13 protein-coding genes are annotated in these 10726 nt (G+C 69.7%); 6 read left to right on the top strand and 7 right to left on the bottom strand.

All coding sequences use genetic code 11. The annotated features are described in order from the left end of the window. Positions 1-45: 45 nt before the first annotated feature. Both E1285_RS39340 and E1285_RS39335 read right to left on the bottom strand, forming a co-directional pair. Positions 46-432, bottom strand: a complete 387-nt coding sequence (locus E1285_RS39340) for a hypothetical protein (protein ID WP_132159693.1) — start codon at positions 430-432, stop codon at positions 46-48. 46 nt (positions 433-478) lie between these two features. Further along, positions 479-688, bottom strand: a complete 210-nt coding sequence (locus E1285_RS39335) for a hypothetical protein (protein ID WP_132159692.1) — start codon at positions 686-688, stop codon at positions 479-481. 247 nt (positions 689-935) lie between these two features. On the opposite strand from E1285_RS39335, the gene E1285_RS39330 reads away from it, so the two are divergent. The 5 genes from E1285_RS39330 to E1285_RS39310 all read left to right on the top strand — a co-directional run bounded on the left by E1285_RS39330 (position 936) and on the right by E1285_RS39310 (position 4054). Next, positions 936-1826, top strand: a complete 891-nt coding sequence (locus E1285_RS39330; RefSeq protein ID WP_165966946.1) for a GntR family transcriptional regulator — start codon at positions 936-938, stop codon at positions 1824-1826. 135 nt (positions 1827-1961) lie between these two features. Further along, positions 1962-2582 (top strand): GNAT family N-acetyltransferase, encoded by a 621-nt coding sequence (locus E1285_RS39325; protein WP_165966945.1) that lies wholly within the window; start codon positions 1962-1964, stop codon positions 2580-2582. Positions 2583-2624: 42 nt separating this feature from the next. Next, positions 2625-3446, top strand: a complete 822-nt coding sequence (locus E1285_RS39320) for a GntR family transcriptional regulator (protein WP_132159689.1) — start codon at positions 2625-2627, stop codon at positions 3444-3446. 45 nt (positions 3447-3491) lie between these two features. Then, on the top strand, positions 3492-3824 hold the full coding sequence (locus E1285_RS39315; RefSeq protein WP_132159688.1) for a DUF6292 family protein: 333 nt from the start codon (positions 3492-3494) through the stop codon (positions 3822-3824). Beyond that, on the top strand, positions 3776-4054 hold the full coding sequence (locus E1285_RS39310) for a hypothetical protein (RefSeq protein WP_132159687.1): 279 nt from the start codon (positions 3776-3778) through the stop codon (positions 4052-4054). The genes E1285_RS39315 and E1285_RS39310 overlap by 49 nt, the downstream gene beginning before the upstream one ends. 43 nt (positions 4055-4097) lie before the next feature. On the opposite strand, the gene E1285_RS39305 is transcribed toward E1285_RS39310, so the two are convergent. Continuing rightward, entirely contained in the window at positions 4098-4385 is a 288-nt protein-coding gene (locus tag E1285_RS39305) for a hypothetical protein (RefSeq protein ID WP_132159686.1), read from the bottom strand. A gap of 345 nt (positions 4386-4730) precedes the next feature. On the opposite strand from E1285_RS39305, the gene E1285_RS39300 reads away from it, so the two are divergent. Then, positions 4731-6056, top strand: a complete 1326-nt coding sequence (locus E1285_RS39300) for a cyclic nucleotide-binding domain-containing protein (protein WP_132159685.1) — start codon at positions 4731-4733, stop codon at positions 6054-6056. Positions 6057-6066: 10 nt separating this feature from the next. Here E1285_RS39300 and E1285_RS39295 read toward each other — a convergent pair whose 3' ends face one another. The 4 genes from E1285_RS39295 to E1285_RS39280 all read right to left on the bottom strand — a co-directional run bounded on the left by E1285_RS39295 (position 6067) and on the right by E1285_RS39280 (position 10572). After that, complete coding sequence (locus E1285_RS39295; RefSeq protein WP_132159684.1) at positions 6067-6351, bottom strand: GNAT family N-acetyltransferase; 285 nt, start codon at positions 6349-6351, stop codon at positions 6067-6069. Positions 6352-6401: 50 nt separating this feature from the next. After that, complete coding sequence (cimA, locus tag E1285_RS39290; protein WP_132159683.1) at positions 6402-7979, bottom strand: citramalate synthase; 1578 nt, start codon at positions 7977-7979, stop codon at positions 6402-6404. 260 nt (positions 7980-8239) lie between these two features. Continuing rightward, a complete protein-coding gene (locus E1285_RS39285) occupies positions 8240-9343 on the bottom strand; it encodes a branched-chain amino acid aminotransferase (RefSeq protein ID WP_132159682.1) in 1104 nt (367 codons plus the stop codon). Between the two features lie 173 nt (positions 9344-9516). Then, positions 9517-10572 carry a 3-isopropylmalate dehydrogenase gene (locus E1285_RS39280; protein WP_132159681.1) on the bottom strand — a complete coding sequence of 352 codons (1056 nt, stop codon included), beginning with the start codon at positions 10570-10572 and terminating at the stop codon, positions 9517-9519. Between the last annotated feature and the right edge of the window lie 154 nt (positions 10573-10726).

Genomic DNA, 10726 nt, shown 5'->3' with positions numbered 1-10726 from the left:
GGTAGGGGGGCGTGCGCGGGGGCGCCTGTGCCCCCGCGCGAACCGTCAGTTCACCGCGACGGCGACGGCCGGCCGGTGCCATGGCCGGAGACGAGGACGAGGGGCCGAGCCGACCAGCCGGGGGACGATCACCACGGCGAAACCCGCCGCCGAGCAGACCGTGGTCAGCCTCGCCGGCACACCCGCCCACCGGCCCAGTTCGGCCGTGACCGCCAGGACGGCGATCCCGGTGACCACGACGTGCACGGCCCCGGGCCAGGGCTCCCGCGACGCGCGGGGCTCCTGAACCGGTGTCAGCACCAGCAGCGGATACGCCCGCTCACTGGGCTGCTCCGAGCCGGCCCGCGGCGCGGGCGGTCGACGCATGGGCTGTTCGGCGCCGGCCACCGGGTGCGGCGCACCCGGTACCGGGTCTGTCCGGCTGTCTTCCACCTCGAACTCTCCTTAGGTCAGCGTCCCGCCCCGCGGCGACCGGAGATCATGTGCGCGGGCGGCCCGCGGGCGGTTCGCCGGCCGGGACCACCACGTTGACCAGCAGCGCACGGCGGCCGAGCGCCGGCGTGGGCTTGGTCATCTGGCTGCGGAACTTCAGGTCCCTCGTGCGAAGGCCCATGAAGGCGACGTAGAGCGACAGGGTCAGGAACAGCGCCGCGGGACCGAGGACCCACAGGGCGACCATCGCGGGCATGTTGAACCCTCCTCCGACTGGTTCGCGATATCTCTTACATCGGAAAGTTCCTGCTGCTACTGTTGTCCGAGTTCTTTGCTGATTGAGTTGTACCAACAAGTCTCTCTCTCAAGGTGTTACCCTTTTTAGAGGTTGCAAACACGTTGGGCGGGAACTACTTGTTTAGATCATGAGGTCCGGTTCGGTGCACATCCCTCGCCCTAACGAGGCGCACAGGCCGGGGGGACGCCGGGAAGGGGCGGATCCGATGGCTCGCACGACGCCACTCCGCTGGCGCGACATCGCCACTGACCTGCTCCGACGCATCGAATCCGGGGACCTATCCCCCGGCGACGGCGCGGCCGCCCGGCGTCGCCTGCCTCCGGAGAAGGAGCTGGAAGCCCACTACAACGCGTCCCGCAACACCGTCCGGGACGCGCTCTCGTGGTTGCAGCAGCAGGGATTCGTCATCTCCGAGCAGGGCAAGGGGACGTTCGTCGTCCACCGGCCCAACATCGTCCACGTGACGCTCTCCGCGGTCGATCTGGGGCTCGCGCCGGGGAGCGGATCGGGCGAGTGGTACAACCGTGACGCCTTCATCCCCGCGCAACGCGAGGTGACGGTGTCGCCGGTCAAGGTGGAGGTCCAAGAGGGCACCAAGGTCATCGCCCGGTACCTGCAGAGCAACCCGGGCTCGGAGTTCATCTCCCGCCACCAGGAGCTCTTCCTCGACGACCGGCCGTGGGCCCTGCAAACCTCGTTCTACCCTCTCGCGTTCGCCACCGAGGGGGCGTCCCGCCTGCTCTACCCCCGCGACATCCCCGAGGGCGCGGTCGCGTACCTGGGCGAAGCCCTCGGCTACAGCGAGGTCGGCTTCCACGACGAGATCAAGGCCCGCCTGCCGGACGAGAACGAGAAGCGGTTCTTCCGCCTGGGCGACTCCGCCGCCGACGTCGTCTTCGAGACCGTCCGGACGGCCTACTCCCCCGAAGGCACGGCGTTCCGGCTCACCGTGACGGTCTGGCCCGCCGACCGCACACGGCTGCACTACAACGACGGGCAGGTCCCCGACGACGTCCTCAGGGCCCCGGGTGTGGGGCCCCCTGACGAGAACACTCCGCGCGAATCCCCACCGGCGGACGGCGCCGGAAGCGGATAGATCGCCGCCGTCCGACCGCGGCGGCCGTCTCACACCTATCCAACATGCCCCCCTTCCCGACCGGCCGGGAGCCCGAGGCACTCCCACCACCGGCCAGGAGGCGGGGGCTCGGCTTTTCTCGGAGTACAAGAGCACGTGGACACACGGACAAGGGCCCGCCAGCGCAGTCGGGCGCCCCACACCAGCTACCGCATCCGCATAGCCCGGACGGACGAACTCGGCGACGTCCTCGGGCTCATCGACCAGGCGGCCAGGTGGCTGCAGGCCGAGAAGAACACGACGCAGTGGGTCCGGCCTTGGCCCAGCGAGGACGACCGCCGGAAACGCGTCTACGAATCCTTGCTGAATCGGGAGACGTGGCTCATGTTCGACGGCGGGCGTCCGATCGGCACCGTGACCATCAAGCTGATCGGCCACGAGGAGCTCTGGACGGCACCGGAGCGCGAGACGGAGGCCGTCTACCTTCACCGCCTGGTCATCCACCGGGACTACGCCGGTGACGGACTCGGAGCCGAGCTCATCGACTGGGCCGGACGCAGGGGCGCCTCACGGCTGCAGAACGCCGAGCTGATCAGAATCGACGTCTGGACCGACAACACCGAACTCCACGCCTACTACCGCCGGCAGGGCTTCAAGGACGTCGCCATCCGCACCACCAGCGACAACACCCCCTCCGGCGCCCTGTTCGAGCGCCCCTTGGACGCGGCGCGCCCCGTCCTGGCACAACGCATCACCGAACACGTCCTGCCCACGTGACACATCCGGCCGATCCGACAACGGCGCCAAGGAAGAGACCCCATGGCAGACGGGATCCCGAGGTACACGGAGATCGCGCTTGAACTCCAGGCCCAGATCGAGCAGGGAACTCTTGCCCCCGGTGATCGACTGCCGACGGAGAAGGAGCTGGCCGACCGCTGGGTCGTCTCCACCAACACGGTCAAGAAGGCCATCAGCGAGCTGCGCAAGGGCGGCCGCGTGGAGACCATCCCCCAGAAGGGCAGCTTCGTTGCCGAGCCGGTCCAGCCGTTCGTCATCACCCTGAACCACACGGACCTCGGAGGAGACGACGCACCCGGACGGGGATTCGGGGGCGGCGAAGGCAAGGCCTTCGTGGTGGAGGCGGAGCGTCAGCAGCACCGGGCATGGTCCTCGGTACCGGAGGTGCGGGTCGAGGACGCGAAGGAACCCGAGATCAAGGCGCTGGGCATCCCGCGGGACCAGTCGCAGCCGCAGATCGTCCGACGATCACAGCAGCGATTCGTGGACGGCAAGGCGAACTCACTCCAGCATTCGTTCTTCAGACTGGAACTGGCGATCGAGGCGCAGGCCCTGCTCAAGTCGGTGGACATTGAAGAGGGCACCGTCGCCTACCTGCAGGGGCGCGGCCACGTGCAGACCGGCTACGAGGACGAGTTCAACGCGCGCCCGCCGACGGAGGAGGAGTTGAAGTTCTTCGGCCTCTCCAAGGACAGTCTCGCCGTGATCGAGCACAGGCGCACTGCATACGATCAGAACGGCGAGCCGTTTCGCCTCACCATCACCATCTACAAGCCCGGTGCCAACAAGATCCGCTTCATCGCCGGAGAGGTACCCGACGAGGTCTGGCAACGCAGTTCCTGACCCGTCTTCATCCATCAACGACACCATCACCCACGAAGGGGCGAGATGTCCGTTTCCACAGTCCCGGCGCATCACCCGGACCGGGAAGTCGACTGCTCGCACGGCTACATCACTGACACGGCGCAGAAGCTCGCCGCCCGGGGCATCCCGGTGCGCGACGCCTGGCTCGACCCCAAGGGTCCCATCGACGCAACCATCGTCATCGGTGAAAGCGCACTCGTGTGGGACGAGTGGACGGGTTGGAGGATCGGCACCTACATGTCCGGCCGCCAAGGCGTGCGCACCGTGCTGGGGGACGCGCGGCAGCTCGGCGGCGGCGTGCTCGACCTGTGGCTCACACGACACCTCCCCGCTGGCGCGACATCGCCACTGACCTGATCCGACGCATCGAACCCCGGCTGCCGGACGAGAACGAGAAGCGGTTCTTCGGCCTGGGTGACTCCGCCGCCGGCCTCGTCCTCGAGACCATCCGGACGGCCTACTCCCCCGAAGGCACGGCGTTCCGGCTCACCGTGACGGTCTGGCCCGCCGACCGCACTCGGCTGCACTACAACGACGGGCCAGGTTCCCGACGACGTCCTCAGAACCCCTGGCCTGAAACCCCATGACGACACTCCGCACGGGGGCCCACCGGCAGAAGCAAGCAGCCGGTCAGACGAAGCGGACGAGCATTAGGTCGCTTTCGGGGGTTTCGCGCCAGTAGACGGCGCCGGGTTCGCGGGACATGCCCTCGACCTCGTTGGCGATGATCAGCGCGCGGTTGATGCAGTCGGTCTTGTTGTAGCCGGTCAGCTCCTGGAGGCGCTGGAGCGACTGGACCGCCTTGCCGGTCAGGTTGATCGTCACGCGCTCGCTCTGCGGGACCGCCTCTTGGCGGTGGGAATCGTCGGCGTCCATGTTCCCACCCGAGGTGTCGGAGGCTGCTCGAGAGTTCGTCATGAGCGCATTCTCCAATCCGGGGGCGGAGGCCGGTCCGGCGCGCGGGGCGTCGGAACCGCCGCCGGTCAGGCGAGAATACAGCCTTCCGCCAGCAAACCCATGCCCCAGGTACAGGGTGCACGTTAGTGGTTCCCCCGCCCGCTGACCCGGAAACCTCCGCGATCTCGACTTCGATTGACTGTTGCCATCAGGTTAGCTCATAGTCACTGCTTTTTATACATCAAATGTATGGTCTTCGCATGGCTGTCTATGTAACCTCAGGGTTGGGAGAAGTGGGGACATCACGACGGACGCCGGGGAGTCGGCGTAAACTACGCCGCACCTTCCCGGGGGAAGGACTACTTCGTGAGCACCGACCGTTCCGCGGCGCGGCTGTGGAGGCAGGCGACCTCCCACGGCGGCACCGGCCTGCTGAACGCGAAGGTCACGACCCCCGTGACGCTCCTGGCCGTGCTGCTGGGGTACGCGCTGGACGGCTCACCGGGCGCCATCGTCACCGGCGGCCTGACGTTCCTGTCGCTCCCCGCGGTGACCATCACGAACGCGCTCGTCCAGTACCTGCGGGCGGGGACGCTGCGGGAGCCGAGCGGCCCGGCGCCTCCGCCCGGCCCCGCCCCCCCCGTGCCCGCCGCGACCCGGGCGGTCGAGCCCCTGCCGGGCCGTTCCTACGACGGGGCGACGTTCTGGGGGACGCTGACGCCCGGCGAGCAGCAGGCGCTTCTCGCGGCGGCGCACCGGCACGTGTTCCGCAAGGAGGACGTGCTGTGCCGGGAGGGCGGGCCCGCCGGCGAGGTCATCGTGATCCTGTCCGGCTGGACGCGGGTGTGGGTCGAGGAGGGCCCCGAACAGCGGATCATCGCGTTCCGGGGCGCGGGCGAGCTGGTCGGCGAGCGCGCCGCGCTGATGGTCAAGGACAGGTCCGCCACCGTCACCGCCGAGGGCGACGTCCACGCGCTGCGCGTCGGCGCCCGGGACTTCGCGGCATTCCTGAACGGCAACCCGCGCGTGCGGGCCGTGCTGGAGCGGCTGGTCTACCGGCGGCAGGTCGAGCGGCCCGCGCGGGACGCCCTGCCCGAGTGGTCGGGAGGCAACTGCACGGTCCTGATCACCGACATCACGGGGTTCAGCGCGCCGTCGCGGACCGACGCCGACCGCCGGTACGTCCTGGACGCCATGTACCGGCTGCTGGACGAGGCGTTCGCCGCGTCAGGCCTCGTCCTGGCGGACTTCTACCAGGAGGACCGCGGCGACGGCGCCCTCATCGTCATCCCGCCGACCACGCCGACCGAGGCCGTCATCGACCCGATGCTCGCGCACCTGGCGGCGGCGCTGCGGCGGCACAACCGGCGTGCCGCCGACGCCACCCGGATGCGGCTGCGCGCCGCGCTGCACGTGGGTCCGGTGCAGCGCGGCCCGAAGGGTGTGTCCGGCATCTCGATCATCACGGCACGCCGGATGGTGGACGCCCCCGCGGTGAAGAAGCAGGTCGCCGAGACGGGCGCCGACCTGGCCTTCGTCACCTCCGACTTCGTCTTCGACACGGTGATCACGTCCGCGCCGGGGTTCGTCGACCCCGGCCGCTACGCCCGCGTGCGGGTCCGGGTGAAGGAGACGTCGCTGTCGGCGTGGCTCACCCTCGAAGGCGGGACGCCGAAGCTCAGGGCGATGTGAGCACCCCGTGTCAGGGGGCCACCACGTCGTGGTAGTCGGGGTGCTTCTGGATCCAGCTCTTGATGAACGGGCAGACCGGGATCACCGACCGGCCCGTGGCGCGGAGGTCGTCCAGGGCGCCGCGGGCGAGCTTGCCGCCCACGCCCTTGCCCTCGAAGGCCGGGTCGACCTCGGTATGGGTGAGGGCGACCGTGCTCCCCTCGGCCGGCTCGTAGGCGGCGAAGCCGGCCAGCTCGCCGTCCACCCTGATCTCGTAGCGTTTCCGCTCGGCGTTGTCGGTGATCTCGGTGCTCATGTCCTCGATAATGCCCCGCGGGACGATCTCATTCCCGCGGGCCCCCGGCGTCAGCCCGCGTCGTACCCCGCCCGGAGCAGGCAGTAGGTGACGGCCTCCTCCAGGGCCTGCCAGGACGCGGCGATGACGTTGTCCTCGACGCCGACCGTGCCCCACTCGCGCTCGCCGTCACCGGACTCGATGAGCACCCGCGTCCGGGCGTCGGTGCCGTGCGCGCCCTCCAGGATGCGGACCTTGTAGTCGACGAGTTCCAGCCGCGCCAGCTCCGGGTAGATGCGGCCCAGCGCGACGCGCAGCGCGTTGTCGAGGGCGTTGACGGGGCCGTTGCCCTCGCCGGTCGCGATGATCCGCTCGCCCTTGGCGTGCAGCTTCACGGTCGCCTCACTGATCATGGAGCCGTCGGCGCGGCGCTCCACGATCGAGCGCCACGACTCGACCTCGAAGTGCCGCTGCTTGACGCCGGTCAGCTCCTCGCGCAGCAGCAGCTCGAACGAGGCGTCCGCGGCCTCGAAGGTGTAGCCGGTGTTCTCCAGCTCCTTGACCTTGTCCACGACGGCCTTGGACTTCTCGCCGGACAGGTCGTAGCCCAGCTCGCGGCCCTTCAGCTCGACCGACGCGCGCCCGGCCATGCTGGAGACCAGCATCCGCATGTCGTTGCCGACGGCGGCCGGGTCGATGTGCTGGTACAGGTCCGGGTCGACCTTGACGGCGGAGGCGTGCAGGCCCGCCTTGTGGGCGAACGCCGACAGCCCGACGTAGGGCTGCTGCGAGGCCGGCGAGACGTTGGTGACCTCGGAGACGGCGTGCGCGATCCGGGTCATCTCGCCGAGCTGGGTGCCGGTGACGAGGTTCATGCCGCGCTTGAGCTGGAGGTTCCCGACGACCGTGAACAGGTTGGCGTTGCCGCTGCGCTCGCCGTACCCGTTCGCGCAGCCCTGGACGTGGGTGGCGCCGGCCTTGACGGCGGCGAGGGAGTTGGCCACCGCGCAGCCCGAGTCGTCGTGGCAGTGGATGCCGACCCGCACGCCGGCGGAGACCACGTCGTGGACGACATCGGCCAGCTCGTCCGGGAGCATGCCGCCGTTGGTGTCGCAGAGCGCGACGACGTCCGCGCCGGCCTCGGCGGCGGTGCGGACGGCCTCCAGCGCGTAGGCGCGGTTGGCCTTGTAGCCGTCGAAGAAGTGCTCGGCGTCCAGGAAGACTCGTTGGCCCTCCGCACGCAGGTGGGAGACGGTGTCGCGGATCATCGCGAGGTTCTCCTCCAGCGTCGTGCGGAGGGCCAGCTCGACGTGCCTGTCGTGGCTCTTGGCGACAAGGGTCACGACGGACGCGCCGGATTCGCGCAGCGCGGCCACCTGAGGGTCGTCGGCGGCCTTCACACCGGCCCGGCGGGTCGCGCCGAACGCGGTGAGCTGCGCGTGCCTCAGATCGAGCTCCGTGCGAGCCCGGCTGAAGAACTCGGTGTCCCTGGGGTTCGCGCCCGGCCAGCCGCCCTCGATGAAGCCGACGCCCAGGTCGTCGAGGTGCCGCGCGATGGCGAGCTTGTCGGGCACGGAGAGGTTGAGCCCCTCCTGCTGTGCGCCGTCGCGCAGGGTGGTGTCGTAGACGTGGAACGCGTCGCCTTGCATGTGGAGAACCCCCAAGGATGGGCATCTGCGCCAGGGCACAAAAAAGACCCCTCACGGACGTGAGAGGTCTGCGCGCCGGCGTCGTCCAGTTAGCTGCTGCCGGCGCGCCAGCCGATAATCACGAGGCTGTGGCGCATGATGTCAACCAGTCTGCCACACGGTTCGGATGCTCGTACCGTCCGTCCCGGATGCTGAGACGGCGATTCCCCGGCGCGGATGGCGCCGGGGCTGCGCGAACGCCGTGGTCACGAACGCCGTGGTCAGACGATTGCGTGGACCCAGCCGTAGGGGTCGGGACGGGTCCCGTACTGGATGCCGACCAGCTCCTGGCGCAGCCGCATCGACAGCTCGCCGGGCTCGCCGTCCCCGATCGTCCACTCGCGGTCGGCGCCCTTGACCCGGCCGACCGGGCTGATGATCGCGGCGGTGCCGCAGCCGAACACCTCGGTGATCTCGCCGGACTCGCAGCCGGACTGCCACTCGTCAATGCTGATCTTGCCCTCCTCGGCGGGGACGCCCAGGTCGGGGGCCAGCTTGAGCATCGAGTCGCGGGTGACGCCGGCGAGGAGCGTCCCGGTGAGCGCCGGGGTGAGGAGCCGGGCCCGCGAACCGGAGCCGTAGACGAACATGAGGTTCATCGAGCCGACCTCCTCGACCCAGCGGCGCTCCACCGCGTCGAGCCAGACGACCTGGTCGCAGCCCTGCTCGACGGCCTCGGCCTGCCCGGCGAACGAGGCCGCGTAGTTGCCGCCGAACTTGGCCTCGCCGGTGCCGCCCGGGGCGGCGCGGGTGTAGTCCTGCGACAGCCACACCGAGACGGGCTTGACCCCGCGCGGGTAGTACAGGCCGGACGGGGACGCGATGACCATGAACAGGAACTCGCTCGCCGGGCTGTTGACGCCGAGCGCGCGGGTGGTGGCGAACATGAACGGCCGCAGGTAGAGGCTGTGCCCCTCGGCGTCGGGCACCCAGTCCTTGTCGGTGCGGACGAGGAGTTCGACCGCGTCGACGAACAGCTGCTCGGGGATCTCCGGCATCGCCATCCGGTGGGCGGAGCGGTTCATCCGGGCCGCGTTCATGTACGGCCTGAAGGTGACGATGGAGCCGTCCGGCTGCCGGTAGGCCTTCAGCCCCTCGAAGAGCTCCTGCGCGTAGTGGAACACCTGGCTGGCGGGGTCCATCGGGATCGGCCCGTAGGGTTCGAGCCGCGCGTCGTACCACCCCCGCTCCGCCGAGTACCGGATCGTGACCATGTGGTCGGTGAAATGGCGCCCGAAGCCGGGATCTGCCAGGACGCGCTCGCGTTCGGCGGCGGTGGCGGGCCGCTCGGTTCGCGTGATCTCGAAGTCCAGGGTGTCGCTCATCGCGGTTGTCCTCTCGCGGATCGCCGGGGCGGCCCCTTCGCCGCTTCGGCTTCCTTAGTCCCTATTGTCGTACCTCGTCTAGACCCACCACTCCTTCGCACGCGGCGCATGCGGAAACGGGCGCGCCGCGAGGGCACGCCCGGAGTTCCCTGTCCCGGCCAGAGAGGCGTGCCCTAGCCGGATACTCGCTTGGCGATCGCGTCGCCGATCTGGGCGGTGGATCGGGCGCCGAGGGCGGCGCGCTCGGCCAGATCGTCGGAGACGGCCTCCTCGACCCGGCGGGCGGCGTCGCCGGCGCCGACGTGGTCGAGCAGCATGGCGACGGACAGGATGGTCGCGGTCGGGTCGGCGATGCCCTGCCCTGCGATGTCGGGTGCGCTGCCGTGCACCGGCTCGAACATCGACGGCGCGGTGCGGTCCGGGTTGACGTTGCCGGACGCGGCGAGCCCGATGCCGCCGGCGATCGCGGCGCCGATGTCGGTGATGATGTCGCCGAACAGGTTGTCGGTGACGACCACGTCGAAGCGCTGCGGCCGGCTCACGAAGAACATCGTGGCCGCGTCCACGTGGACGTAGTCCGTGGAGATCTGCGGGTACTCTTCGCCCACCCGCTTGAAGACACGCTGGTAGAGGTCACCGGCGAAGGTGAGGACGTTGTCCTTGTGGACGAGCGTCAGCTTCTTGCGCGGCCGGGACGCGGCCACCTCGAACGCGTACCGGATGACCCGCTCGACGCCGTAGGCGGTGTTGACGCTCTCCTGCGTGGCGACCTCGTGCGGGGTGCCCTTGCGCAGCACGCCGCCCACCCCGGTGTAGGGGCCTTCGGTGCCCTCGCGGACGACGACCATGTCGATGTCGTCCGTCGTCACGCCCGCCAGCGGGGTCGCGACGCCCGGGAACAGCTTCACCGGGCGCAGGTTGACGTAGTGGTCCAGCTCGAACCGGGTCCGCAGCAGCAGCCCGCGCTCCAGCGTCCCGCTCGGCACGCTCGGGTCGCCGACGGCGCCCAGCAGGATGACCTCCTGCTCGCGCAACTCGTCCAGCACCGAGTCGGGCAGCGTCTCCCCCGTCCGGTGCCAGCGGGCGGCGCCCAGGTCGTAGGAGGTCCGCTCGAACGCGAGGTCGCCGGCCGGGGCGGCCGCGTCGAGGACCTTCAGCCCTTCGGCGACCACCTCGGAGCCGATCCCGTCACCCGGGATGACGGCCAGACGAATGTTGCGGGAAGCCATGCGCGCACTCTACTGCAAACGTCTCAGTGGTTGGGCTCTCATCTCAAATGGCGGAACTCATCATCTGAGTCCGCAGTCACCGCACATGCCCCCGCCAGGAACGCGGTAGTACAGGCAGCAATTGTGCCGGACGAACCCGCCCGCCCCGAAGGAC

Source organism: Actinomadura sp. 7K507, from assembly GCF_004348425.1.
Lineage (GTDB): Bacteria > Actinomycetota > Actinomycetes > Streptosporangiales > Streptosporangiaceae > Spirillospora.
The sequence above is the reverse complement of the archived record's forward strand: the minus strand, read 5'-3'. Positions and strand labels throughout refer to the sequence as shown.

Excerpts from the sequence above, each read along its gene's own strand:
- E1285_RS39335 (WP_132159692.1), bottom strand. The coding sequence starts at position 688 with ATGCCCGCGATGGTCGCCCTGTGGGTCCTCGGTCCCGCGGCGCTGTTC.
- E1285_RS39330 (WP_165966946.1), top strand. The coding sequence starts at position 936 with ATGGCTCGCACGACGCCACTCCGCTGGCGCGACATCGCCACTGACCTG.
- E1285_RS39320 (WP_132159689.1), top strand. The coding sequence starts at position 2,625 with ATGGCAGACGGGATCCCGAGGTACACGGAGATCGCGCTTGAACTCCAG.
- E1285_RS39315 (WP_132159688.1), top strand. The coding sequence starts at position 3,492 with ATGTCCGTTTCCACAGTCCCGGCGCATCACCCGGACCGGGAAGTCGAC.
- E1285_RS39305 (WP_132159686.1), bottom strand. The coding sequence starts at position 4,385 with ATGACGAACTCTCGAGCAGCCTCCGACACCTCGGGTGGGAACATGGAC.
- E1285_RS39295 (WP_132159684.1), bottom strand. The coding sequence starts at position 6,351 with ATGAGCACCGAGATCACCGACAACGCCGAGCGGAAACGCTACGAGATC.
- cimA (WP_132159683.1), bottom strand. The coding sequence starts at position 7,979 with ATGCAAGGCGACGCGTTCCACGTCTACGACACCACCCTGCGCGACGGC.
- E1285_RS39285 (WP_132159682.1), bottom strand. The coding sequence starts at position 9,343 with ATGAGCGACACCCTGGACTTCGAGATCACGCGAACCGAGCGGCCCGCC.
- E1285_RS39280 (WP_132159681.1), bottom strand. The coding sequence starts at position 10,572 with ATGGCTTCCCGCAACATTCGTCTGGCCGTCATCCCGGGTGACGGGATC.